Raw genomic sequence first — 22,660 nt, 5'->3', positions numbered from 1 at the left:
GCTCAGGCTGACCAGCCTCTGAGTTTTCCTGGGTTGAGCAGCCCCATGGGGTCGTGGTGCCGCTTGGCCGCCACCTGATCACCGTCAATCACCCCCAGACCGCCATCCTCCACGGTGAGCACATGGGGGTTGAAGATCACGGCGCCCAGATCGCGGCACTGAGCGATCAGGCGCTCAAGAGCATCAGCCCCCTGCCAGCGCACCAGGGGCAGGGCTGCCAGGCGGGCAGCACCACCCTGCCGGACACCCTCGAGGTGCCACAACAGGTTGTCCCCCCAGTCGGCGCTCAGCTGGTTGAGCAGGGGCAGCTCGGGCTGGGGCAGCAGCATCTGCAGATAGGTCCAGCTCGGATCCAGGCTGCGGCAATGAAGGGTGGTGTGGTTCCAACTGAGCTCCCGCAGGCCGTTGCCGTGATTGTCCGCCTCCGGGCCGAGGTGGCGGCAAACAGCCCCCACCGCAGCAGCCAACCGCTCCACCGTGGACACGCCATCGGCAGCCACGAGCAACAGCAGCCGGTGGCAGCCGGCTGAGGCACCGCTCCAGCTCGGCAGTTGATCGACGATCGAACGCTCCAGCACCGTGCAGAGATGCAACTCCAGTGCTGCCTGCTGACAACGTTGCGCCAAATGCACCGCCATCTCCCAATCGGCGCAATCAATGCTCAGCTCATGCCAGGCCTGCCGCGGGGCCGTCGACAGACGCAGCGCCGTGATGATGCCGTTGGTGCCATAGGCATGGTTGAGGGCTTCGGCATCCGCCGCATCGAGCTGCAGCAGGCGGGGCTCCGGTTCCAGCGTCACCACCTCCACCCCAAGCAGATGACCGGGATCGCGCAGAAACCCCCAGCGCACCGAGCCGATTCCCCCCGAGCCCCCGGCGATGAAGCCACCGATCGTCGCCGTGCGCCAGGTGCTGGGCAGCAGCCGCAGCTGGCGATGGTGGCTCGCCACCGCCTGATCGAGATCCCGTAGCAGGCAGCCACTCTCCACCTCCACCACCCCGGAGTGCGGATCGATCGAACGCACCGCCGCAAGGGCGCCCATCAGCATCACCACACCGCCCTGCAGTGGCACGCACTGGCCGTAGTTGCCCGTGCCCGCACCGCGCAGGGTGAGGGGCACGCCGTGACGGGCACAGGCGGCAGCCACGGCACACACGGCAGCCACGCTCTCGGGGCGCACCACCAGGCCGGCTCGACAGTGCGTCAACCGCTCCCGCAGCACGGGTGAATAGTCATAGGCATCCCGGGAAAAGCGCAGCACATCGGCCTCCCCCAGCAACAGGCTGAGCTGCGGGAGCGATGTCAACTCCGCCTGGAGCGCTTGAAGGGCTGCCGATCCCTGGGTCATGAGCCGCTGGCCGCCGTGTTGTGATCGGCACCAGTCTCCGTCAGCCAACGTCCTGCCACCAGCACCCGCCGCCGAGGGGGAGAGGCCAGCACCTCACCCCAGTGCGTGGCCTCCAGCAGGATCAGATCGGCTGGAGCGCCCAGCTGCAGCCGACCGTCCCAGGCCAGCCCCAGCAAGCGGGCGGCCTCCGTGGTGAACGGCATCAGACCGCGGCGCTGCCAAGGCGCCAGCTGGGCCAGGGGCAGGGAGGCTGCCATCAGGGCGATCGGATCGAAACTGCCACCGGGGAACCAGGGATCCTGCACGTTGTCGCCTCCGACAGCCACCACCACACCGGCCCGCTGCAGCTGCTGCAGCGGCGCCAGCGGCCTCTGCAGGGGGGTTTGCTGCGGGCGACGCCCCAGCAACCAGCCATTGGTGAGCGGCAGGGCCACCACGCCGAGTCGATGGGTCGCCATGCGATCCGCCAGCTGGGCCAGGGCGCGAGCAGACAGCAACGAGAGGCTGCTGGCATGACTGCAGGTGATCGGCACCGACACCGGGCGCCGATCCAGGCAATGCACCAGCAGCCGCAGGCCTGCGGCGGGATCCTGATCCGCTTCATCAATGTGCAGATCGATGCCGCAACCAAGGCGATCCGCCAGGGCGAGCAGATCCTCCAAGCCGCGGCGGGTCTGGGCATCGCGGCAAGGGGGCACGAGCACGCCCCCCAGCAGCCCCCCCACCGCAACGACCTGGCGGGCGAGCACGCCCGCTTCCGGAGTGCTCCAGTGGCTGATCGGCACCAGAGCCACCAGCTGAAGCTCAATCCGCCCACGCCAGAGCTGGCGGCGGTCCTGCAGCGCCTCCCAACTGCACGCGGCCCCGGGCCCCAGGCTGTCGACATGGCTCCGCATCCCCCGCAGACCATGGCGCCAGGCCAGCTGCAGGCCCCGCTCGGCGCGGGCCACCACCCGCTCCACGTTGCGCGTGGCGTGTTCCTGCCGATTGGCCGCCATCGCCCCGGCGTAGGTGCCCTCGTGATTGGGGTGGTCCGCCCAGGTGAAGGCCTTGTCGAGATGGGCGTGGGGTTCCACCAACCTCGGCAGCATCAGCTCGGTGGGTGGAGCAGCTCCGGGGGGGAGAGCACGCAGGGCGCTGATCACCCCGTCCCGCCAGGCAATCTCGATCGCCACCAGGCCATCTCTACGGGCATCACCCAACCCGGGCTGTTCGAGCAGGCTGGCGGGACACCAGGCGTGAAGCGTCCCAGCGGCAGCTGGACCACCAGCCATCGCACTCACTCGAGCTTGCCCCCGTCGGCCTTGGTCTGCACCGTGAGGAACTGACCGGCAATGCCGATCGTGGTCACGGTGTAACCGGGCAGCCGCAGCGATGGCAGCAGATCCTGCCCCCCCAGCTGGGTGGTGAACACGCTGAACAGCCCGAAGGAACGGCGACGGGTGACCTGGGCGGCCAGGGCCGTGAGTGCACCGCGCTGATCAGCAATCAGCCGCGGACAGTCGCGAATCCAGAGGCGGAGAACCATCGGCAGGCCCTGCCGATCACAGAGCTCCTCGGTGGCGAGCTGCACCAGCTGGGCACCGGCATGCTGCTGATAGTCAGCCATAGAGGGATTGGTGACCACCAGGGCGGCCCCAGCTCCCACTACAGCAACGGCCAAGGCCAGGTGGGCAGCGCTGGGCCCGCGACGCGTGGAAGTGGCGGGCTGCAGGGCGCTGAAGGCGAATTGTTAGATTCTTACCGACGCGGCGGGCGTCGCCAAGTGGTTAAGGCAGCGGCTTGTGGCGCCGCTATTCGGGGGTTCGAATCCCCTCGCTCGCCCTCAACTCACCTCCACCAGAGCCTGAAGCAAGGTCTCAGCGCCGCCTCGCAGTGGGTCGGCACACACCAGCTGAAGTGCCTGCTCTGCTTCTGCGATCGCCCGCTGTGCGTCAGGAGCAGTCAGACGCGCCGTGTTGAGCGCCAGGGCCCGCACCCTGGGGGCCGGCCCCGCTCCTGCGGGTCGCGCGATAGCGGCGAGTGCCTCACTGAGCTGCACCAGATCAGCCAAGGGGGGCAGCGGCACCTGGGGCAGACGGTCAATCGTCGCCTGGCCGGCCCGATGCACCAGCAGTAATGCCGTGGCTTGGCTGCCCCGCAGCAAGGGCAGGGAGGCAGACGACCCCGGGTGACAAAGCGAACCCTGGCCTTCCACCAGCACCAGGCCATCGGCAGGCAAGCGCTCGGCACAGCGGAGCACGGCCGCTTCCACCGCACCGGCGGCGTAGTCGACCCGCACCGCATCGAGCGCCACGCCGGCGCCACTGATCAGGATGCCCGCTTGCCCGGTGCCGACGAAGCCCGACGCCAGTCCCCGTGCCTCAGCAGCAGCCTGCAGCGCGAGGCAGGCGCTCATCTTGCCCACGGCCATGTCCGTGCCCAGCGCCAACACCCGGCGCTGGGGCAGAGCGGCGGCCCTGGCCTGGGCCACCTGCAGCCCTGCAGGCTCGCACCGGAGATCCCAGATCCACTGCCCGGGCTGACAGGCGGCCCGCAACTCCCGGTCATCCCCCAGCCGGGTATGCAGCCCACTGGCCAGGGAGAGCCCAGCTCGCAGAGCCGCCAGCGCATCGGCGCGCACCGGATCCGGCAGCCGGCCTCCGGACGGCGCCAAGCCCACCACGGCCACCTCGGGGCCGAAGGCCAGGGCCGCCTGCAGATCACCCACCACCGGCACCGAACGGTGAATCCCCGTCACCGCCTCAAGGGACGCCCCGGCATGGTGGGGATCGATCACCGCGACCACCGGCCCACGGCGATGGCGCAGCATCGCCAGTCCGGTTTTGCCGGTGAGGCTGTCCAGGCCCCCGTGCTGGAGCAACACCACCGCCTGATCCGCCCCCAGCATCAGCCCACCTCCGCCACCGGAGCCATGCCGAGCCCCACCGCCTGGGGCGGGCGCAGCCGGTCGACCTCAATCGGCAGACCCTGGAATGGGTCATCCAGAAGATTGAGATGACTGTCGAGATCCGGCCAGCGGATCAAGGACAGCAACTGGGCGGCTGCCCCATTGAGCAGGCTGCTGTCGGAGTAGCACCCCACCATCAGATCGAGCCCGAGCCGCCGACCCACTCGAGCCATGAGCAAGGCCTCGCTGAGGCCACCGGTTTTGAGCAGCTTCAGATTGATGCCATCCACATGGGGAGCCAGGCGCAGCAGGTCCTCCAGATCCCAGCAACTCTCATCGGCCACCAGGGGGAGCGGGCAGTCGGGTTTGAGCCTGGCGAAGGCGGTGCGATCGAGTTCCGGATCCGCACTGGCAGCCATCGGTTGCTCTAGCAACACCACCCTATGGGCCTGGAGCTGGGGCATGAACCGTCGCGCCTGATCGAGCGACCAACCACCGTTGGCATCCACCTGGAGTTCAAGGGGCTGCTGGCGCCGCTGCTGTTCCTGCTGCAGCGCAGCAGCGACAGCGTCCAACAGCTGCCGGTCGTGGTCGAGCCCGTCAGGACTGCCCAGCTTGAGTTTGATCCGGGTGGCCGGTCGCTGCTGCCACCAACGCTCGAGCCGCTGCAGCACCTGCTCCACACGGCCGAGTCCGAGGGTGACGCTGGTGGCCACGGCGCAATCGCCATCAAGCCCGAACAAGCGCCAGAGAGGCTTGCCGAGGCGATGTCCCCACCAGTCCCACAGCGCCAGATCCACCGCGCAACGAGCTGGTGGCGACAGAAGCGGCAACAGCGGAGCGAAGGTGTGACGCTGGCTGGGATCGAGCTCATCCAGTGCGGGCAGCATCGCCGCCAATTCGGCCGCGATAGCCGCCGTGTCGTAGGCGCGGTGTCCCGTGTCGAGACCACCGGCCTCACCGAGGCCGACCACCCCCTCGGCCTCACAGCGCAACAAAAGGTGCTCAACCCCTGCGGTGGTGCCGCGACTGATGGCCAGGGGCACCGCCTTGGTGAGTGGAAACCGCCGCAGGCACCAGCCCATCCCTTGATCGCACCGATCCTCAAACTGGCACAGCACCGCCGTGACCGACACTGATTCAAGCCGTCCGCTCCGCGGTTCTCCGAAACGCCGTTCCCCTTGACCGTCTCCGCCTCCACCAGCAGCCAACCCCTTAGCCATGAGCGCGCTTCGAGCCGCGGCAGCTACTGGGTCACCACCTTCGGTTGCCAGATGAACAAGGCCGATTCCGAGCGCATGGCCGGAATCCTGGAATCGATGGGCTACCGCGAGGCCGAGGCCGAGCTGGAGGCCGATCTGGTGCTTTACAACACCTGCACGATCCGCGACAACGCCGAACAGAAGGTTTACAGCTATCTGGGGCGCCAGGCGCAGCGCAAACGCACCAACCCCAATCTCACGTTGGTGGTGGCCGGCTGCGTCGCCCAGCAGGAGGGTGAATCCCTGCTACGGCGCGTGCCCGAGCTGGATCTGGTGATGGGCCCCCAGCACGCCAACCGCCTTGATGTGCTGCTCGCCCGGGTGGAGCAGGGCCAGCAGGTGGTGGCCACCGAAGAGCACCACATCCTGGAAGACATCACCACCGCCCGCCGCGACAGCGCCATCTGCGGCTGGGTGAATGTGATCTATGGCTGCAACGAACGTTGCACCTACTGCGTGGTGCCCTCCGTGCGCGGCAAGGAGCAATCACGGCTGCCGGAAGCGATCCGGCTGGAAATGGAGGGCCTGGCCGCCCAGGGCTTCAAGGAGATCACCCTGCTGGGGCAAAACATCGATGCCTATGGCCGCGATCTCCCCGGCATCACTCCGGAGGGCCGCAGGCAACACACACTCACCGATCTGCTTCAGAGGGTGCACAGCGTGGAAGGCATCGAGCGGATTCGCTTCGCCACCAGCCACCCGCGTTATTTCACGGAGCGCCTGATCGACGCCTGCGCCGAGCTGCCGAAGGTGTGCGAACACTTCCACATTCCTTTCCAGAGCGGCGACGACGCCGTGCTCAAGGCGATGGCCCGTGGCTACACGGTGGATCGCTACCGCCGCATCATCGACCGCATCCGCGATCGCATGCCCGATGCGGCGATCAGCGCCGATGTGATCGTGGCCTTCCCAGGAGAAACCGAAGCCCAATACCGCCGCACCCTTGAGCTAATTGAGGAGATCGGCTTCGATCAGGTGAACACCGCCGCCTATTCCCCACGCCCCAACACCCCCGCCGCCGACTGGCCCAACCAGCTGAGCGAGGCGGTGAAGGTGGAGCGCCTGCGCGAGATCAACGCCCTGGTGGAGCGGGTAGCGAAGGCCCGCAGCGCCCGTTATGCCGGCCGCACCGAACAGGTACTCGTGGAAGGCGCCAACCCCAAAGACCCCGAGCAGGTGATGGGCCGCACCCGCACCAACCGACTCACCTTCTTCCCCGCCGCCCGCAGCGATGGCAGCCGGTGGCAGCCGGGTGATCTTGTGGAGGTTCGGATCGAGGCCGTGAGGTCCTTCTCCCTCAGTGGCACCCCCATCTGAGGCTGATACGTTTGGCGCTCCTGCCAGTGCCGGCCCCTCTCCATGCCCACTTCCCCTGTTCGCGTCGGCGTGGTGTTTGGCGGTGCATCCGGGGAACACGCCATCGCCATCCGCTCGGCCACCACGGTGGTTCAGGCCCTGCGCAGCGGACGCAACCGGGAGCGCTTCGACGTGGTGCCGTTTTACATCGACCGCGCCGGACGCTGGTGGCCGGCGGCGGTGGCCGAAAGCGTGCTGCAGAGCGGCGAAGCAGCGGAGGAGACTGACTTGCCCCAACCCTTGCCCGCACCTGGCTTCTCCCAGCTGCCGGCAGGCTCCGAAACCGTGGAGATCTGGTATCCGGTGCTGCATGGCCCCAATGGCGAAGATGGCACCGTGCAGGGTCTGTTCACCCTGATGGCCAAACCGTTTGTGGGAGCGGGCGTGCTCGGGTCGGCCATGGGCATGGACAAACTGGCGATGAAAGCGGCTTTCGCCGCCGCCGGCCTCGCCCAGGTCCCCTACGTGGGCCTGGACGCCTCAAGCCTCGACAGTGCCGCCACTCGCGCGACTCTGCTCGAGCGAATTGAAACGGAGCTGGGCTACCCCTGTTTCGTGAAGCCGGCGAATCTCGGTTCGTCGGTGGGGATCAGCAAGGTCCGGAACCGGGCGGAACTGGAGCGCGGCCTGGCGGTCGCCGCAGAGCTGGATCACCGCCTGGTGGTGGAGCAGGGCGTGCAGGCCCGGGAACTGGAGTGTGCCGTGCTCGGGGTGCGTCAGCTCAAGGCTTCGGTCGTAGGGGAGATCCGCTTCGATGCGGATTGGTACGACTACACCACGAAATACAGCGATGGCTTGAGCCACACCCTGATTCCGGCCCCGATCTCCGCAGCGAGGCAGGCTGAATTGCAGGCGATGGCCCTGGAGGCCTGTCGGGTGCTCGGGGTGGTGGGCCAGGCCCGGGTGGATTTTTTCTACGACGAGAGCCAGGAGCGCCTCTGGATCAATGAGGTGAACACCCTGCCGGGCTTCACCTCCCAGAGCATGTATCCCATGCTCTGGGAGGCCAGTGGCTTGCCCCTTGAGGATCTGGTGGCACAGCTCGTGGAGAGCGCGCGAGAATAAGCACCTTCCAGCAGCGCTCCCCTGATCCAGCGATGATTCACGGTCTGCTCTGGTTTCCCCTGCTTCTGGCCTTCGTGCTCCTCGCCGCCCTCGGCTGGCTCGAGCGTCGACGCCAGACCCTGTTTCGCCGCTGGGCAGAAGGGGCTGAACTCTCCAAGCTGGATGGCTGCGGAGCCGCCAGGGTCATGGATGGGGAACTGCAGTGGTGCAGCTTTTCTGCCGGTCGCTTCGAAGAACAAGGGCGGTTCACGATCAACTCCCTCGAATTGGTGGAGCTGATGGCCTTGGCCTCCGGAGAGGCCCCCCTGGCCCATGAATCGGAGGGTCGCTGCCGCCTGCGCCTGATCGGCGATGGCCAACAGATGGATGTGCCCTTCTCCGATGCGCAACGGGCGCGCAGCTGGATGAACCAATTGATGTCCAAGGCGCGTTGCGACCTGTGAGCCGCCAGCGATCTGCCCGCCCTCTCCCCCCCGGCGTTGAACGCCGCCGTCGCCTACGCCAGGAACGGCGCCGCGACCGGCTGATTCAGCTGTGGCGCCTGCTGCTGTTCAGCGGCAGTGCCATGGCTCTTGCCTGGCTCCTGTTGAGCATGGGCTGGACCCTGCGCAGCCCGGAGCAACTGCGGGTGAACGGCAGCGAGCGGATCAGCAGCGAAGCCGTGACCCAGGCGGCAGGTCTCCGTTTCCCCCTGCCCCTGCTGAGCCTCGACCCCAGGGCGCTGGAACGCACCCTGCTGCGGGAACTGCCGGTGCAATCAGCTGCTGTGCATCGCCGACTCCTGCCCCCCGCCCTGGATGTGGACCTGGAGGACCGTCGCCCCATGGCGGCCGCCAGTCGAGTCAGCCCCGGTGGTATGGAGAGGGGCATGGTCGATCGCAACGGCCAGTGGATGCCCCAGACCGTGGCCTCGCGGGGCGATCAGCCGGAAACCTCGATCCTGGTGACGGGCTGGACCGCTCGCCAACGGCCCATGATCGCCCGACTGTTGGAGCGACGCGATGCCCTGGGGAGCCCCTTGCAACGCATCAGCATTGCTCCGGATGGTGCCATCAGCATTCAGACGGCCGCTCTCGGCAGGGTGGACCTGGGCGCAGACCCCAACTTGTTGGATCAACAGGTGGTGAGCATGGCCGAGCTCAGCCGCAGCCTCCCCAGCCACTTGCGCCAGAAAGCGGGCACAAGCATCGATCTCAGTGATCCCGCCAAGCCGGAACTCCAGCTCCGTGCCGGCAAGACTCCCGCCAGCGAATCCTGACGCTTCGTTGCAGATCGGGATTCGGGCGACAAGGCTGATCAGAATCTGCGGCGGATGCAACCCGCAAGGACATAATGCACCCACAGCTCAATGGTTCGGCCGCAACGATGGAGATGATGGGAGCACATCAATCCCCCCATGCCGATTCCACTGGCATCCTCCCCAGCCAGTCTGCGCGGATTGAGGTGATCGGGGTGGGTGGGGGCGGCAGCAATGCCGTGAACCGCATGATCCAGAGCGATCTGGAAGGTGTGGCCTACCGGGTGCTCAACACCGATGCCCAGGCCCTGCTCCAGTCGGCGGCAGATCATCGAGTGCAACTGGGCCAGACCCTCACCCGCGGATTAGGAGCGGGCGGCAATCCCAGCATCGGCCAGAAGGCAGCAGAAGAATCCCGCGCCGATTTGCAACAGGCGCTTCAAGGGGCTGACCTTGTCTTCATCGCCGCCGGCATGGGCGGTGGCACCGGCACCGGCGCTGCTCCTGTGGTGGCCGAAGTGGCCAAGGAGAGCGGCGCCCTCACCGTGGGCATCGTCACGAAACCCTTCAGCTTTGAAGGTCGGCGCCGCATGCGCCAGGCCGATGAAGGCATCGCCCGCCTGGCCGAGCATGTCGATACCCTGATCGTGATCCCCAATGATCGTCTGCGGGATGCGATTGCCGGAGCCCCCCTGCAGGAAGCCTTCCGCAGCGCTGATGACGTGCTGCGCATGGGCGTGAAGGGCATCAGTGACATCATCACCTGCCCAGGCCTGGTGAATGTGGATTTCGCCGATGTGCGCTCGGTGATGACCGAGGCCGGCACCGCCCTGCTGGGTATCGGCGTCGGTTCTGGCCGCTCCCGTGCCGTGGAAGCCGCCCAGACGGCGATCAACAGCCCACTGCTGGAGGCAGCCCGCATCGATGGCGCCAAGGGTTGTGTGATCAACATCAGCGGTGGTCGAGACATGACCCTCGAAGACATGACCACCGCCTCCGAAGTGATCTACGACGTGGTGGATCCGGAAGCCAACATCATCGTGGGTGCCGTCGTCGATGAGCGACTGGAGGGAGAAATCCACGTGACGGTGATCGCCACCGGGTTTGAGAACGGCCAGCCTTATCGCACCGAACGCGCCGCGACACGATCTGAATCCACGCCCTACACCCCGTCATCCAGCCAGGATTCCGGCGCCAACATCCCTCAATTTCTGCGCCAGCGTCAGCTTCGTCGCGAGTCGACCAACGACTGACGCTTCCAGGATGGGGTGACCCGGAGTCCACGCCTGCTCAGAGCATCCCGTGTGGCTGCTCCCTTCCGGTTCTGACCAGGTTTAGGCGTCTGAACCGCATGGGTCCGAGTCGCTGGAATGCTAGCAATGAACCCCCGTTGGCCTGGAGAGGCGGATGCGACCAGCCGACCTGATCCGGTTCAAGCAGTCGGGGCAAATCATCACCATGCTCACCGCCTGGGATGCCCTTTCGGCGGCCATGGTGCAGGCAGCCGGCGCCGATCTGGTGCTGGTGGGTGATTCGCTCGCCATGGTGGTGCTGGGCCATGCCACCACCCTGCCGGTGACGTTGGAGCAGATGCTGCAACACACGCAGGCGGTCTGTCGTGGCCTTAGTGGACCGCTGGAGCGCCAGCCCCTGGTGGTGTGCGACCTGCCCTTTCTCAGTTACCAATGCGGCGAGGAGCAGGCCGTGGCAGCCGCCGGAACCCTGCTGAAGAACTCCGGAGCCGCCGCCGTGAAGCTGGAGGGAGCTGAGCCGGAGATCGTGCAAGTGATCGACCGGCTGGTGCGGATGGGGATTCCGGTGATGGGCCATCTGGGGCTCACGCCGCAGGCGGTGCATCGCCTCGGCTACCGGCGGCAGGCGGAAGATCCCCGCAGCCAGGACACCCTGCTCCGCCAAGCGGCAACGCTGGAAGCCAACGGCTGTTTCGCCCTGGTGCTGGAACATGTGCCAGCCCAGTTAGCCAGCCGGGTGCGCCAGGCGCTGCGCATTCCTGTAATCGGCATCGGTGCCGGAGACGACTGCGACGGTCAGGTGCGGGTGAGCGCCGATCTGCTCGGGCTTACCCCCCTGCAACCGCCCTTCAGCCCGGCCCTGATCCCGGGGCGGCAACTGCTGGTGGAGGCGCTTCAGGGCTGGGTGGCTGCACAACGGCAGCCGGCAGGGTCTCCCACCAGCGCACCACCTCCACCAGCACCTGATTGCTGAGGGCCAGGCCCTCGGGATCTCGCAGGCGCCAGCGGCGTCCGCACAACTCGATCAGGCCCTGGGCTTCCGCCTCCGACCAGCGGCGCTCCAGATCGGGCAGATGGCGCTCGCATGTGGCCGCGTCCCAGCCGCTGGCGGCAGCCAGACGCCACAGATCGACGCCCTCGCGCCGCCTGAGCCCCACCAACAGCAGATCATCGAGGGGCAGCGGCACCGCCGCTGACGCCAGAAGCGAACGGTCGGGCTGCTGCCGTTGCGTCACCAACCAGCTGGCGTAGGCCTCACGGGTGCGCGGCCGCGCCAGGCGCCGGCCCCAGGGGGCACTGGTGGCCCCAAGCCCGAAACCCCACCAGCCGGCACCGCTCCAATACACACGGTTGTGGCGCGAGGCATGCCCAGGCCGGGCGTAATTCGATACCTCATAGCGGCAGAACCCCGCCTGTCGCAGGCGCTCGCCGGTCTGCCGAATCCGCTCCACCGCCTCCCCGTCATCAGGGAGCTCCAGCTCCCCCCGTCGCTGCCGCCAAGCGAACACGGTCCCGGGCTCCACCGACAGGTCGTAAACGGATAGATGGGGCGCGTCAACCAACAGGGCCAGCTCCAGCTGCTGCCGCCACTGCACCTCGGTCTGCCCTGGCAGATTGCGGATCAGGTCGAGGCTCCAGCTCGTCAAACGTCCCTGCCGCAACGCCCCCTGCAGCCAGGAGCAGGCCGTCTGCAGGTCCGCCCGGCGATGGCGCCGCCCGAGGCTGGCCAACACCGCATCATCAAAACTCTGTCCGCCCAGGCTCACCCGGGTCACGCCGGCGTCGAGGACAGCCTCCAGGTGCTGCTGGTCAAAACTGGCCGGATCCATCTCCAAGGTGATCTCCGCCCCGGCCTGAAAGCCGAAACGCCGCTCTAACCGCTGCAGCAGATCGGCGATCTGGGTAGGAGTGAGCAGGGAGGGTGTGCCGCCGCCCACATACACCGTCGCCAGGGGAGGCCCTACCGGGGAAAGGTCGATCTCCTCATGCAGGAGAGCGAGATAGGCCTGGATCGAGGTCCGCCCGGGCCCCGCCGCCGCATCAGCCCTGTCACCAAGGGGCACAACGGCAAAATCGCAGTAGAAGCAACGCCGATGGCAGAAGGGGATGTGCACGTAGGCGCTACGGGGTGCGGACATCAGCCCGGGCATAGCGACAGAAGATGGTGCATGCTGCCTGCAAACGGACTGAGCAGCCACGACCTAAATCCATGGTGGAACCGCTCATCCTGCTTGTGTTCCTGCTCTCCGGCGCCTCGGCCGGATGGATGGGTGTGCATTTGCTGCCTCAGGAGCTGCTCGACGAGAGCACCAACGTGGCTGGCGTGCGATGGGTGCTCACGGGCTTCGGCGCCTTCTTCGGCCTGATCGCTGGCCTGGTGTTTCAACGCCTGCGCGAGCAGTTGATGCGGCAGGTGCGCAGCATGCCCACCGATCTGCTGGTGAGCAGGGCCGTGGGCCTGATCCTGGGGCTACTGGTGGCCAATCTGCTGCTGGCGCCGATCCTGCTGTTGCCCCTGGGGGGGGCGATTGCGCTGCTGAAACCCCTGGCGGCGGTGCTGAGCAATGTGTTTTTCGGAGTGCTGGGCTACAACCTCGCCGAAGTGCATGGCCGCACTCTGCTCAGGTTGTTCAATCCATCCTCGGCTGAAGCCCTGCTGGTGGCCGATGGGGTCCTCACCCCAGCCAGCGCCAAGATTCTCGACACCAGCGTGATTATCGATGGCCGCGTCAGCGGCCTCCTGGCCTGCGGCCTGCTCGAGGGCCAGGTGATCGTCGCCCAGACGGTCATCGATGAAATGCAACAACTCGCTGATTCCAACAATCCGGAGAAGCGCGCCCGTGGCCGCCGCGGCCTCAAACTGCTGACCGAACTCCGGGAGGCCTACGGCCGTCGCCTTGTGATCAACACCACCCGCTACGAGGGTGACGGCACTGACGACCGCCTGCTCAAACTGAGCGCCGACACCGGCGGCACGCTGGTGACGGCCGACTACAACCTCGCCCAGGTGGCTCAGGTTCAGGAGCTCAAGGTGATGAATCTGAGCGACCTTGTGATCGCCCTGCGCCCCGAGGTGCAACCCGGTGATGAGCTGCTGCTGAAAATCGTGCGTGAGGGCAAGGAAGACAACCAGGGGGTGGGCTACCTCGAGGACGGCACGATGGTCGTGGTGGAAGGGGCGCGATCGGCGATCGGCGAGCGACGTCCCGTGGTGGTGACCGGCGCGCTGCAGAGTCCCTCCGGACGCATGGTGTTTGCCCGTCTGGAAAAGGAGGCTCCCGCGGGAAAGCCCAGCAAACCGAATCGGCCCTCCCGCCCCGCCAAGCCAGGCCCATGAACACACCTGACCAGCCAGCCCCCGCTAGGCTCCCGAAACGCCAGGGGATGTGCTGAGGATGACCACGTCTGCGCCCTACTACGGGGAATCAACGGTGTTGCGCACACCGCCCCCGGATCTGCCCTCTCTGATGCTCAAGGAGCGGATCGTGTATCTAGGGCTGCCGCTGTTCTCCGATGACGACACCAAGCGACAACTCGGGCTTGATGTGACCGAGTTGATCATTGCCCAGCTGCTGTATTTGGAGTTCGACAATCCGGAGAAACCGATCTATTTCTATATCAATTCCACAGGCACCAGCTGGTACACCGGTGATGCGATCGGCTTCGAAACAGAAGCCTTCGCCATTTGCGACACCCTCCGCTATGTGAAGCCCCCTGTCCACACCATCTGCATTGGTCAGGCCATGGGCACGGCGGCGGTGATTCTCTCCGCCGGCACCAAAGGGCAAAGGGCTGCACTGCCCCACGCGTCGATCGTGCTGCACCAGCCCCGCAGCGGTGCCCGAGGGCAGGCTACGGACATCCAGATCCGGGCCAAGGAAGTGCTGCACAACAAGCGGGCGATGCTCGAGATCCTTTCTGAGAACACCGGTCGCAGCGTTGAACAGCTCGCCAAGGATTCCGACAGGATGAGTTACCTCACACCTGAGCAGGCTGTGGAGTATGGCCTGATCGATCGGGTGCTGGGCAGCCGCAAGGAGCTGCCGACCGCTGCGCCAGCAGCGGTCTAAACCCATAAGCGCCCGAGGCGCTCTTTTCCCTTTCCCCGTTCCCCTCTCAGCCCGGACCCATGCCGATCGGTACTCCCAGCGTTCCCTACCGCCTGCCCGGCAGCCAGATGGAGCGGTGGGTCGACATTTACACCCGTCTGGGGGTGGAGCGCATCCTCTTCCTCGGCCAGGAAGTGAACGACGGCATCGCCAACAGCCTGGTGGCCCAGATGCTGTATTTGGATTCGGAAGACAGCAGCAAACCGATCTATCTCTACATCAACTCCCCCGGCGGCTCGGTGACAGCGGGGCTGGCGATCTACGACACAATGCAGTACGTCAAGAGTGACGTGGTGACGATCTGCGTGGGGCTCGCCGCATCGATGGGAGCTTTCCTGCTGGCGGCGGGCACCAAGGGAAAGCGTCTGGCGCTGCCTCACAGCCGGATCATGATCCACCAACCCCTCGGCGGCACGGCCCAGCGGCAGGCCAGCGACATCGAGATCGAAGCCAACGAGATTCTGCGCATCAAAGAGATGCTCAACCGCTCCATGGCTGAGATGACCGGCAAGAGTTTCGAGACGATCGAGAAAGACACCGATCGCGACTATTTCCTCAGCGCCGAGGAAGCCAAGGACTACGGCCTGATTGACCGGGTGATCTCCCATCCCAACGAGGCCTGAACGACAGGCGCTTACGTAAGCTCAGCATCTTCTCCGCTCTGCACGCCGCCCGGATGGCCCAGCTCTTCTACGACACCGATGCCGATCTCTCGCTGCTCAGCGGCAAGACGGTGGCCATCATCGGCTACGGCTCCCAAGGCCACGCCCATGCCCTCAACCTGAAGGACAGCGGCGTGGATGTGGTGGTGGGCCTCTACGCCGGCAGCCGTTCCGCAGAGAAAGCCAAGGCGGATGGTCTGGAAGTCCTGAGCGTGGCCGAAGCGGCCGCCAAGGCCGACTGGATCATGGTGCTCCTGCCCGACGAATTCCAGAAGGAGGTGTACGACAACGAGATCGCGCCCCATCTCAGCGCCGGCAAGGTGCTGAGCTTCGCCCACGGCTTCAACATCCGTTTCGGCCTGATCAAGCCTCCCGCCGATGTGGATGTGGTGATGATCGCCCCCAAAGGCCCCGGCCACACCGTCCGCTGGGAATACCAGAACGGTCAGGGCGTTCCCGCCCTCTTCGCCATTGAGCAGGACGCCTCCGGCAATGCCCGCGCTCTGGCGATGGCCTATGCCAAGGGCATCGGCGGCACCCGTGCCGGCATCCTGGAGACCAACTTCAAGGAAGAGACGGAAACCGATCTATTTGGGGAGCAGGCCGTGCTCTGCGGTGGCCTCTCCGAGCTCGTGAAGGCAGGCTTTGAGACCCTGGTGGAAGCCGGCTATCAGCCCGAGCTCGCCTACTTCGAATGCCTCCACGAAGTGAAGTTGATCGTGGATCTGATGGTGAAGGGCGGTCTCACCGCCATGCGCGATTCCATCTCCAACACCGCTGAATACGGCGACTATGTGAGCGGACCACGTCTGATCACCGCCGACACCAAGGCCGAGATGAAGCGGATTCTGGCCGACATCCAGAACGGCACCTTCGCCCGCAACTTCGTGGCGGAATGCGAAGCCGGCAAGCCGGAAATGAAGAAGATCCGCGACCGCGATGCTGAGCATCCAATCGAGAAGGTGGGCAAGGGGCTGCGCTCGATGTTCAGCTGGCTGAAGGCGGCCTGAGTCAGCCCTTCCTCTATGTAATCGCCGCAGCAGGTCTCGACCTGCTGCTGGGTGATCCCCGCTGGTGTCCCCATCCCGTGGTGTGGATGGGGCGCTGCATCACCATCCTGCGCCGATGCGTTGAACGGCTCGCCGGTGATCACCGCCTGGGCCTTCGCATCGGCGGTGGGCTGATCACGCTGCTGTTGGTGCTGGGAAGTGGCACCTGCGGCTGGGCCTTGGAACGGTTGGTGTTTCCAGGCTCGCCTCTGCCATCGCCCTGGGCTGCCATCGTGCTGGTGGTGGCCTTGGCCAGCGCCCTGGCGGCGCGCAGCCTGCGCGACAGCGTGCTCGCCGTCGTGGATACGCTCCCCGATCTGGTCGCGGCCAGGCAGGCTTTGGCCTGGATCGTGGGGCGAGACACCGAGGCGCTCAATCAGGAGGAGATCCTGCGGGCCGCCGCCGAAACTGCCAGTGAAAACGCCGTGGATGGCCTCTTCGCTCCCCTGTTCTGGATGCTGCTCGGCGCGTCGCTCTGGCAATTGGGTGACACAACGGGGCCAGGGCCGCTGGCCCTGGCCTGGGCCTTCAAGGCCAGCAGCACACTCGATTCCATGCTCGGGTATCGCCGCGGTCGCCTGCAATGGCTTGGCACCGCTGGCGCCCGACTCGATGATGCGCTCACCTGGCTGCCCTGCCGCCTGGTGCTCCTGACGCTACCCCTGGTCAGTCGCCCCTGGAGGGGCTGGCTCCGGCTGGTGCGTGCCGCCGAACGGGATGGACGTCCCGATCCCTCACCGAATGCGGGCCGCTCCCAGGCGATCTATGCCCACTGCGCAGGGGTTCGGCTCGGTGGTGCCAATCGCTATGGCGAGCGCTGGGTGGAGAAACCCCTGCTGGCGAGCGACCAGGCAGCGGTGAGCGAGCCAGCGGTGCGTCACATCCTCCACTTGAGCCTGAGGCTGGAACTGGTTTGGCTGCTGCCGGCTCTGATAATCAGCGCCGCTCAACGCTGATGAAAACGGCCAAGAATCAGGGCAATCAAGATAGCCACATACAGCTGGCCACTCACCGTGATGGCTGTGACCACCACCTGAGAGGTGACATCGCCTGAGTTCATCACCCCGGATCCCACCGTGGTGAGCAGGTTGAACGAGGCCGCCATCAACACCGGCGCGAACTGCAACACCGACCCGGCATCTCCCCACCGCTCCGTGAGGTTGCTGTGCAGCGATGCATTCAACACGGCCGGATCAAAGGCCAGAGGATGCAGTTCGTAGGTGGCCGTGAGCAGCACCCCTCCGGCCACACCGATCAGTAAATAACCCTGAGCCGCCCCCATCACCACCGCCAGGGTCACAAACGGTTCGCGGATCAACGACTGAATCATCCGCAGGGTGGTGAGAAAGAAGAAGAGCAGCCAGATGAGCACATGGGGCAGCGTGAGCCAATGCCCGAGCGGATACAACCAACGCAGCGACAATTGCCAGGTCACCTCCAGGGCAATCGCCAGCAGACCCAGGTTGAGCACGAGTGCCTGGTGGCGGGGAAGGAGCGAATAACGGCCGATCAGACGAACCAGAACCACCGTGAGACTGATCAACAGCACCGACAACAGCGGCGGCCAGATGTCGCAGAGCGGGAGCAGAATCAGAAAGGCCAACTCGCACATCAACATCACGATGTAACCGTGATGGCGCTTGCGCAGGCGATGGATCTGATCGCGCGTGAAGCGGCTCAAGGGCGTGGCGGAATCTCAGTAAGCGCCACGATCCATGGGCAGCAACAACACACCGAAGGTGCGCAGGATGATGGCCAGGTCGAGTCGGAATGAACGCCCCCGGGCGTAGGCAAGATCGAGACGCACCCGCTTGGCATAGCTGAGATTGTTGCGCCCACTCACCTGCCAGAGCCCAGTGAGACCAGGACGCACCGCCAGCACCTCATCCATGTAAGGGCCGTAACGCTGAATCTCCTTGTCCACAATCGGGCGTGGACCCACCACACTCATTTCTCCGCGCAACACATTGAAAAACTGGGGCAGTTCATCGAGGCTGGAACGGCGCAGAAAACGGCCGATCGGCGTGATGCGGGGATCCTGGCGCAGCTTGAAATCACGTTCAAATTCGGCGCGCATGTCGGGCGATTCCGCCAGCACACGACTCAACACCTGATCTGCATCAGCACGCATCGTGCGGAATTTGATGCAGCCGAAGCGGCGATAGCCCCGCCCCACACGGCGCTGCACATAAAAAACAGGACCTGGTGAGCTGATCTTCACCAACAGCGCCAGAACCACCAGCAGCGGCGAACCGAGGGCAAGCACGGCCAGGGCGAACACCACGTCACCTGTGCGCTTAATACTGCGGCCCAGGGTGCTCTGTTGACGCACCAACGCCTTGACAGGCAGCTCAGAGGGCGGTGCCGCCAGAAGCTCGAGATGGCGGCGACTGGCTTTGCGCCGCAGTGCGGCCGGGGCAGTGTTCAAGCGCAGACGACGCGCGGTGCTCACCATCCTGTTTCCCACGCGTCTCACGCCACTCAATCGCAGGCAGCGAGACCTGGCAGCTGGCCGGGGTCACTCCCTGCTGCGGCACAGGCCTGCTGATGACCAGACCAGAGCCGTTCCAGCACTGTCTCAAAACGGGACGCAAACCGATCCGGGCTGAAGCGCTCGGCCCAGGCGCGCATCCGCTCCGGCGCCAGCTCACGCCAGAGGCGACGCTCCTCAAACCAGCTGACGGCAGCGGCCACCGAGGCGGGAGTCTGCTCGGGGAACAGCACACCGGTCGGAGCGCTGACACCGGAGGAGGCGCAGCGCACGCTGTCGAGCAGACCGCCACGACCCAGGCCGATCACGGGAGCGCCGGCCGCCATCGCCTCCACCGGCGCGATGCCGAAATCCTCCAGCCCCGCATACACAAAGGCGCGACAGCGGGCCATCAGGGCCTCCACCCGCGACGAGGGCAAGCGACCAAGGATCTGCACCGTGGGACCAGCCAGCCGCTCAAGGGAGCGACGTTCCGGCCCATCGCCCACCACCAGCAGGGGCAGGCCGAGACGATTGAAGGCCTCCACCACCACATCGACGCGCTTGTAGGGCACCAGGCGGCAGACGCAGAGATAGGTCGCATCGCGGGGTTGATCCCAGCGGAACCGCTCCACCTGCACTGGCGGATGCAGCACCTGGGCCTCCCGCCCCCAGAAGCGCCGAATCCTCCGGGCCGTGAAGCGGGAATTAGCCAGCAGGTGATCCACGCGGGCAGCGCTGAGCTGATCCCACTGACGCAAGGCATGCAGTTGCCAGCGGATCAGGGGCCCAAGCCCGCGACGCGCCAGCGCCGAGCGACGCAGATAGGCATGCATCTGATCCCAGGCGTAACGCACGGGTGTGTGCACGTAACTCACATGCAGCTGCTCGGGGGACGTCAGGACTCCCTTGGCCACCAGATGGCTGCTGCTGATCACCAAGGGATAAGCGGCCAGGTCGATCTGCTCGATCGCCAGCGGCAACAGCGGCAGATACTGCTGCACATGGCTGATCCCCCAGGGCAGCTGCTGAATCGGGCTCGTGAGGATGCGCCGTCCCTGCCAGGGGCTGCCGGACCGACCGCTCTCCCCATCCACCAGAGCCACGAGGTCGGGCTGGTGGCCTCGCAGCGTCAGACAGGTGTCGATGGCAGCCACCACCTGCTCAGCACCACCAACGGAACGAGGGGTGAACCACTCGTGCACCAAGGCAATCTTGCTGGGCAGGTCAGCCCTGGCCTGACCAAACATGACGCGATGAACAGTTTCATCACGAAGTCTCTCAGCCGGTTGCCGCCCACGAACACGCTCACGAAGCTTGGTGCATGTCCAGCACAACCATGGCGATCAACGCCCTCTTGGAAGAATCCCTCAACGAACCTTCCATCGGCGAGACCACGTGTTTCCGTTGGCACGCCACCCCCGTCGGCATCGCTGCTCTCTGGAACAAAAGCCAGTCACCGCTGACCCCACCGTTCGACGACGCCCTCAAAGAAGGCCTTCAAGTTGGTCTGGATCTCAGTCGTGAAGAGCGGGAGTTCCACCAGGTGAGCCACGGCCTGGTGCTGCTGTTCCACTCCTGATCAGGCGCTGGTGAACAGATTCAGCACAGCCGAGATCACTGTGGAATAGAACAGGAAGCTCATCAAGGAATGGAACCACACCGTTCGCCTCACCCGGGCGTCTTCCAGGGTCACATCACTCATGGCGTAAGTGAGCCCTACGGCGAAAGCGACATAAAGAAAATCGGTGAAGATCGGATCATCGCCTTCAAAAATGAAGCCCTGGGGATCCACACCGTCGCCTCGGGCGATCGGATTGAGCTGGAAATAGGCCTTGGCATAATGAATTCCAAAGCCATAGTGCAACTGCATCCAGGTGGCGAACATGGCCGCGAAATACACCAGAATCCGCAACCATTCCGGCAGCGCCCCCTTGGCATGGTGCAGATCCTGAATACTCAGGCTGAGCACACCAATACTCATGAACGTGAACACCACGGTGCGGGCGATCAGCCGCTGCCGGCGCGCCCGTTCATGGCCAAACAACACGCGTGTTTCTTCGGCACCGAGACGATAAGCCGCCCGATTGAAATGCCAGAGATCCACCAGCATCGCAATCAAGAAGCCCATGGAAAACGCCTCATCGAGGCGACCGGGCCGTCCGCCCATCCAGAACAGGGCCACCAGGGTCACCACAATCCCGATCGGCAACGCCCGCCGCGCCCTGGCCAGATCATGGAAATTTCGGAACGTGGTTTCGGAGAAATTCACGGGCTGCGATTCGACCAAGCCGGAGGAACGGCCTGCAGTCAAGCAATGGTTGCTTGAGGCGGCATAGGCTGATGAACAATGTTCAGTGAATGCCAACCAGGGCCTCCCCATGCATTGCCCTGAAGCGCCCGTCGCCAGAGAGGCCTACGTGGTGGAGCACCGTCTCCATCACCGCGTCCGTATCCGCTTCCGGCAGCCCCTCTGTTCGCACCGCATGCGCAGCCTGCTCTGGCTGATGGAACAGCAACAGGCCGGGTTCGCCCTGCGCCCTGCCTCCTCCGGTCGCGGGCTCGTGCTCTGGAGCCTCGATCCCGAGCAGTCGATCCACCAGGGCCTGCAGCTGCTGGAGCAGACCATCCAGCTGCCGCCTGCCCACCTTGCCGCCCCACCAGAGCGGGGTCTGCCGGGAGTGCTGCAACGCTCACGCCTCGGCAGCATCAAGATGCTGATGGCCCTGGCGGTGGCGGGCTGGGCCCTGCCGGTGCTGCCCGGCACCCCCTTCTTTTTGATGGCCTGGTGGCTGGGCTGGCGACCGCCCCAACCCTCTCAGCGAAACACCACCTCCACGAATGGTGCAGAGACCCTGGCGGAAGCGGGTTCGCGCTGACGGCAGGCCTCCGGCAGCGGAATGATCCGCCGCTGCCCCAAAGCGGAGATCACCAGAGCGTCCTTCTGCTGCTGCACACGCAGATCCTCACGGCCAACGCCAGGGGCGAACACGCGGCAGAGCTGGTCCTCCCAATGGGTCAGAGGGATCGACGGGGCCTGCTGTGCCAGCAGGGTCACCAGTGGATCCTGCCGATCCGCCCACGAGGAGTCGCCCAGCAGCAAGGGCGGCGACCACCCCTCCAGCAGCGGCGTTGACCAGCCCTGCCCCTGGATCCAGAGGCGATGCAGGGGGTAGCCGCTCAAGGGCAACGCTGCCAGGCGGCGACGCTGCAGCGGCCAGGTGTCGGCATCGCCGCTGAGGGCCAGCACCACATCGAGACGTTGCTCGTCATTCAGACGGTCAGCCAGCAACCGGCAACGCTCCAGCCATGGAGTGGGAGGACGCAGGGATTCGGCGCTGGGTAACTGCAAACGCAGCACCAATTCGAGGTGGGACAGGCGCTGACGGGTCTCGCTCCACCAATTCAGCAGGGGATCCCAGAGGCTGAGGATCAGCTCCGGCGCCCGCTGGGCCAGCCGCAGAAGCGGCAAGGCCTGGGCCAGGGGCGGCAGCAGCACCGTGACCATCTGAACCTCGGGATCTGCCGTCGCCGCCGCAAGACGGTCCGCCAGCCAGAGCACACGCTGGAGATCTTCCAATCCGGGGACCAGCCAAGGAGGCGTCGGCGAGTCGATCGACAATCCGAGCATCGCCGCCCAGGGACGCAAGGGACCCTCCAGGTCGGGCCAGAGCGCCGCCGCGTGCTCCTGGGCCACAAAGGCCTCCCAGCGCAGGCTGCCGCCCTGGGGATCACGCCCCTCAAGCAGGTGACTGCTCTCGCCATTGAGATCGAGCACCACCAGCCCCGAAGCGGCAAGCTGCTGCTGCGCATTCACCAGATCCAGCCCCTGTTGGGGCTGATCAGCCACCAGCAACACCACAGCCATCGCAGCCGGATCACGGTTGGATGTGTGGCCCAATACCAACTCCCCGAGAGGGTTGCGCAGAATCGCCACATTTCAGCAGATCGGCGTAAG

Annotated in this window: 23 protein-coding genes, 1 tRNA gene, 1 other RNA gene and 1 pseudogene; 14 read left to right on the top strand and 12 right to left on the bottom strand. The window is 65.7% G+C overall.

What is annotated here, in order from left to right:
• Nucleotides 1-2: 2 nt before the first annotated feature.
• The 3 genes from SynWH8101_RS03540 to SynWH8101_RS03530 are packed head-to-tail and all read right to left on the bottom strand — an operon-like array spanning nucleotide 3 to nucleotide 3,012.
• On the bottom strand, nucleotides 3-1,349 hold the full coding sequence (locus SynWH8101_RS03540; RefSeq protein WP_130128582.1) for an FAD-binding oxidoreductase: 1,347 nt from the start codon (nucleotides 1,347-1,349) through the stop codon (nucleotides 3-5).
• Nucleotides 1,346-2,623: an amidohydrolase family protein gene (locus tag SynWH8101_RS03535; RefSeq protein ID WP_165380909.1), complete on the bottom strand. Its 1,278-nt coding sequence runs from the start codon at nucleotides 2,621-2,623 to the stop codon at nucleotides 1,346-1,348. The genes SynWH8101_RS03540 and SynWH8101_RS03535 overlap by 4 nt, the downstream gene beginning before the upstream one ends.
• Before the next feature lie 5 nt (nucleotides 2,624-2,628).
• A complete protein-coding gene (locus SynWH8101_RS03530) occupies nucleotides 2,629-3,012 on the bottom strand; it encodes a DUF4359 domain-containing protein (protein ID WP_254428036.1) in 384 nt (127 codons plus the stop codon).
• Nucleotides 3,013-3,100: 88 nt separating this feature from the next.
• Here SynWH8101_RS03530 and SynWH8101_RS03525 point away from each other — a divergent pair.
• Nucleotides 3,101-3,173 (top strand) — tRNA-His (locus SynWH8101_RS03525).
• Between the two features lies 1 nt (nucleotide 3,174).
• Here the strand turns inward: SynWH8101_RS03525 and SynWH8101_RS03520 are convergent.
• Complete coding sequence (locus SynWH8101_RS03520) at nucleotides 3,175-4,239, bottom strand: DUF1611 domain-containing protein (RefSeq protein WP_130128579.1); 1,065 nt, start codon at nucleotides 4,237-4,239, stop codon at nucleotides 3,175-3,177.
• On the bottom strand, nucleotides 4,239-5,324 hold the full coding sequence (locus SynWH8101_RS03515; protein WP_130128578.1) for a dipeptide epimerase: 1,086 nt from the start codon (nucleotides 5,322-5,324) through the stop codon (nucleotides 4,239-4,241). The genes SynWH8101_RS03520 and SynWH8101_RS03515 overlap by 1 nt, the downstream gene beginning before the upstream one ends.
• Before the next feature lie 189 nt (nucleotides 5,325-5,513).
• Here SynWH8101_RS03515 and miaB point away from each other — a divergent pair, with 189 nt between their 5' ends.
• The 5 genes from miaB (at nucleotide 5,514) to ftsZ (ending at nucleotide 10,412) form a co-directional block, all read left to right on the top strand.
• A complete protein-coding gene (gene miaB, locus SynWH8101_RS03510) occupies nucleotides 5,514-6,818 on the top strand; it encodes a tRNA (N6-isopentenyl adenosine(37)-C2)-methylthiotransferase MiaB (RefSeq protein ID WP_254428104.1) in 1,305 nt (434 codons plus the stop codon).
• A gap of 42 nt (nucleotides 6,819-6,860) precedes the next feature.
• Nucleotides 6,861-7,922, top strand: coding sequence for a D-alanine--D-alanine ligase family protein (locus SynWH8101_RS03505; protein ID WP_130128576.1), 1,062 nt, complete (start codon nucleotides 6,861-6,863; stop codon nucleotides 7,920-7,922).
• 32 nt (nucleotides 7,923-7,954) lie between these two features.
• Nucleotides 7,955-8,365 carry a hypothetical protein gene (locus SynWH8101_RS03500; RefSeq protein WP_130128575.1) on the top strand — a complete coding sequence of 137 codons (411 nt, stop codon included), beginning with the start codon at nucleotides 7,955-7,957 and terminating at the stop codon, nucleotides 8,363-8,365.
• Nucleotides 8,362-9,180 (top strand): cell division protein FtsQ/DivIB, encoded by an 819-nt coding sequence (locus SynWH8101_RS03495; protein WP_130128574.1) that lies wholly within the window; start codon nucleotides 8,362-8,364, stop codon nucleotides 9,178-9,180. Before SynWH8101_RS03500 ends, SynWH8101_RS03495 begins: the two co-directional genes overlap by 4 nt.
• A 74-nt stretch (nucleotides 9,181-9,254) precedes the next feature.
• A complete protein-coding gene (gene ftsZ / locus SynWH8101_RS03490; RefSeq protein ID WP_130128573.1) occupies nucleotides 9,255-10,412 on the top strand; it encodes a cell division protein FtsZ in 1,158 nt (385 codons plus the stop codon).
• Nucleotides 10,413-10,426: 14 nt separating this feature from the next.
• On the opposite strand, the gene ffs is transcribed toward ftsZ, so the two are convergent.
• An RNA gene (ffs, locus tag SynWH8101_RS03485) (signal recognition particle sRNA small type) lies at nucleotides 10,427-10,523 on the bottom strand.
• A gap of 43 nt (nucleotides 10,524-10,566) precedes the next feature.
• Here ffs and panB point away from each other — a divergent pair.
• Nucleotides 10,567-11,385, top strand: coding sequence for a 3-methyl-2-oxobutanoate hydroxymethyltransferase (panB, locus tag SynWH8101_RS03480; protein WP_130128572.1), 819 nt, complete (start codon nucleotides 10,567-10,569; stop codon nucleotides 11,383-11,385).
• Here the strand turns inward: panB and hemW are convergent.
• Nucleotides 11,270-12,550, bottom strand: a pseudogene (gene hemW, locus SynWH8101_RS03475) (radical SAM family heme chaperone HemW); the annotation flags it as partial. The gene panB and the pseudogene hemW sit on opposite strands and share 116 nt — an antisense overlap.
• A 71-nt stretch (nucleotides 12,551-12,621) precedes the next feature.
• On the opposite strand from hemW, the gene SynWH8101_RS03470 reads away from it, so the two are divergent.
• The 5 genes from SynWH8101_RS03470 to cbiB are packed head-to-tail and all read left to right on the top strand — an operon-like array spanning nucleotide 12,622 to nucleotide 17,188.
• Nucleotides 12,622-13,749: a PIN/TRAM domain-containing protein gene (locus tag SynWH8101_RS03470; RefSeq protein WP_254428035.1), complete on the top strand. Its 1,128-nt coding sequence runs from the start codon at nucleotides 12,622-12,624 to the stop codon at nucleotides 13,747-13,749.
• A 58-nt stretch (nucleotides 13,750-13,807) separates the two neighbouring features.
• Nucleotides 13,808-14,482, top strand: coding sequence for an ATP-dependent Clp protease proteolytic subunit (locus tag SynWH8101_RS03465; protein WP_130128570.1), 675 nt, complete (start codon nucleotides 13,808-13,810; stop codon nucleotides 14,480-14,482).
• A 59-nt stretch (nucleotides 14,483-14,541) separates the two neighbouring features.
• Entirely contained in the window at nucleotides 14,542-15,144 is a 603-nt protein-coding gene (locus tag SynWH8101_RS03460; protein ID WP_130128569.1) for an ATP-dependent Clp protease proteolytic subunit, read from the top strand.
• Between the two features lie 53 nt (nucleotides 15,145-15,197).
• Nucleotides 15,198-16,193 (top strand): ketol-acid reductoisomerase, encoded by a 996-nt coding sequence (gene ilvC, locus SynWH8101_RS03455; protein ID WP_130128568.1) that lies wholly within the window; start codon nucleotides 15,198-15,200, stop codon nucleotides 16,191-16,193.
• On the top strand, nucleotides 16,190-17,188 hold the full coding sequence (gene cbiB, locus SynWH8101_RS03450; protein ID WP_130128567.1) for an adenosylcobinamide-phosphate synthase CbiB: 999 nt from the start codon (nucleotides 16,190-16,192) through the stop codon (nucleotides 17,186-17,188). The genes ilvC and cbiB overlap by 4 nt, the downstream gene beginning before the upstream one ends.
• Here cbiB and SynWH8101_RS03445 read toward each other — a convergent pair.
• Genes SynWH8101_RS03445 through SynWH8101_RS03435 form a run of 3 tightly spaced genes read right to left on the bottom strand, consistent with a single transcriptional unit; the run spans nucleotide 17,179 to nucleotide 19,952 of the window.
• A complete protein-coding gene (locus tag SynWH8101_RS03445; RefSeq protein WP_130128566.1) occupies nucleotides 17,179-17,913 on the bottom strand; it encodes a hypothetical protein in 735 nt (244 codons plus the stop codon). The two genes, cbiB and SynWH8101_RS03445, sit on opposite strands and share 10 nt — an antisense overlap.
• A 15-nt stretch (nucleotides 17,914-17,928) precedes the next feature.
• Complete coding sequence (locus tag SynWH8101_RS03440; protein WP_130128565.1) at nucleotides 17,929-18,687, bottom strand: sugar transferase; 759 nt, start codon at nucleotides 18,685-18,687, stop codon at nucleotides 17,929-17,931.
• A gap of 26 nt (nucleotides 18,688-18,713) precedes the next feature.
• Nucleotides 18,714-19,952: a glycosyltransferase gene (locus SynWH8101_RS03435; RefSeq protein WP_130128564.1), complete on the bottom strand. Its 1,239-nt coding sequence runs from the start codon at nucleotides 19,950-19,952 to the stop codon at nucleotides 18,714-18,716.
• 74 nt (nucleotides 19,953-20,026) lie between these two features.
• On the opposite strand from SynWH8101_RS03435, the gene SynWH8101_RS03430 reads away from it, so the two are divergent.
• Entirely contained in the window at nucleotides 20,027-20,284 is a 258-nt protein-coding gene (locus SynWH8101_RS03430; protein WP_174719492.1) for a hypothetical protein, read from the top strand.
• Here the strand turns inward: SynWH8101_RS03430 and SynWH8101_RS03425 are convergent, their stop codons facing one another.
• Nucleotides 20,285-20,992 carry a DUF1345 domain-containing protein gene (locus SynWH8101_RS03425; RefSeq protein WP_254428034.1) on the bottom strand — a complete coding sequence of 236 codons (708 nt, stop codon included), beginning with the start codon at nucleotides 20,990-20,992 and terminating at the stop codon, nucleotides 20,285-20,287.
• A 67-nt stretch (nucleotides 20,993-21,059) separates the two neighbouring features.
• Here SynWH8101_RS03425 and SynWH8101_RS03420 point away from each other — a divergent pair, with 67 nt between their 5' ends.
• Complete coding sequence (locus SynWH8101_RS03420) at nucleotides 21,060-21,581, top strand: hypothetical protein (RefSeq protein WP_130128562.1); 522 nt, start codon at nucleotides 21,060-21,062, stop codon at nucleotides 21,579-21,581.
• On the opposite strand, the gene SynWH8101_RS03415 is transcribed toward SynWH8101_RS03420, so the two are convergent.
• A complete protein-coding gene (locus tag SynWH8101_RS03415) occupies nucleotides 21,521-22,639 on the bottom strand; it encodes a hypothetical protein (protein WP_130128561.1) in 1,119 nt (372 codons plus the stop codon). The two genes, SynWH8101_RS03420 and SynWH8101_RS03415, sit on opposite strands and share 61 nt — an antisense overlap.
• Nucleotides 22,640-22,660: the final 21 nt, after the last annotated feature.

Source organism: Synechococcus sp. WH 8101, assembly GCF_004209775.1.
In the GTDB taxonomy this organism is placed as follows: domain Bacteria; phylum Cyanobacteriota; class Cyanobacteriia; order PCC-6307; family Cyanobiaceae; genus Synechococcus_C.
The sequence above is the reverse complement of the archived record's forward strand: the minus strand, read 5'-3'. Positions and strand labels throughout refer to the sequence as shown.

Excerpts from the sequence above, each read along its gene's own strand:
- panB (WP_130128572.1), top strand. The coding sequence starts at position 10,567 with ATGCGACCAGCCGACCTGATCCGGTTCAAGCAGTCGGGGCAAATCATC.
- SynWH8101_RS03435 (WP_130128564.1), bottom strand. The coding sequence starts at position 19,952 with ATGTTTGGTCAGGCCAGGGCTGACCTGCCCAGCAAGATTGCCTTGGTG.
- SynWH8101_RS03460 (WP_130128569.1), top strand. The coding sequence starts at position 14,542 with ATGCCGATCGGTACTCCCAGCGTTCCCTACCGCCTGCCCGGCAGCCAG.
- SynWH8101_RS03535 (WP_165380909.1), bottom strand. The coding sequence starts at position 2,623 with ATGGCTGGTGGTCCAGCTGCCGCTGGGACGCTTCACGCCTGGTGTCCC.
- SynWH8101_RS03505 (WP_130128576.1), top strand. The coding sequence starts at position 6,861 with ATGCCCACTTCCCCTGTTCGCGTCGGCGTGGTGTTTGGCGGTGCATCC.
- SynWH8101_RS03465 (WP_130128570.1), top strand. The coding sequence starts at position 13,808 with ATGACCACGTCTGCGCCCTACTACGGGGAATCAACGGTGTTGCGCACA.
- ilvC (WP_130128568.1), top strand. The coding sequence starts at position 15,198 with ATGGCCCAGCTCTTCTACGACACCGATGCCGATCTCTCGCTGCTCAGC.
- ftsZ (WP_130128573.1), top strand. The coding sequence starts at position 9,255 with ATGCACCCACAGCTCAATGGTTCGGCCGCAACGATGGAGATGATGGGA.
- SynWH8101_RS03500 (WP_130128575.1), top strand. The coding sequence starts at position 7,955 with ATGATTCACGGTCTGCTCTGGTTTCCCCTGCTTCTGGCCTTCGTGCTC.
- SynWH8101_RS03520 (WP_130128579.1), bottom strand. The coding sequence starts at position 4,239 with ATGCTGGGGGCGGATCAGGCGGTGGTGTTGCTCCAGCACGGGGGCCTG.
- SynWH8101_RS03430 (WP_174719492.1), top strand. The coding sequence starts at position 20,027 with ATGTCCAGCACAACCATGGCGATCAACGCCCTCTTGGAAGAATCCCTC.
- SynWH8101_RS03440 (WP_130128565.1), bottom strand. The coding sequence starts at position 18,687 with ATGGTGAGCACCGCGCGTCGTCTGCGCTTGAACACTGCCCCGGCCGCA.
- SynWH8101_RS03515 (WP_130128578.1), bottom strand. The coding sequence starts at position 5,324 with ATGGGCTGGTGCCTGCGGCGGTTTCCACTCACCAAGGCGGTGCCCCTG.
- SynWH8101_RS03470 (WP_254428035.1), top strand. The coding sequence starts at position 12,622 with ATGGTGGAACCGCTCATCCTGCTTGTGTTCCTGCTCTCCGGCGCCTCG.
- SynWH8101_RS03540 (WP_130128582.1), bottom strand. The coding sequence starts at position 1,349 with ATGACCCAGGGATCGGCAGCCCTTCAAGCGCTCCAGGCGGAGTTGACA.
- miaB (WP_254428104.1), top strand. The coding sequence starts at position 5,514 with ATGAACAAGGCCGATTCCGAGCGCATGGCCGGAATCCTGGAATCGATG.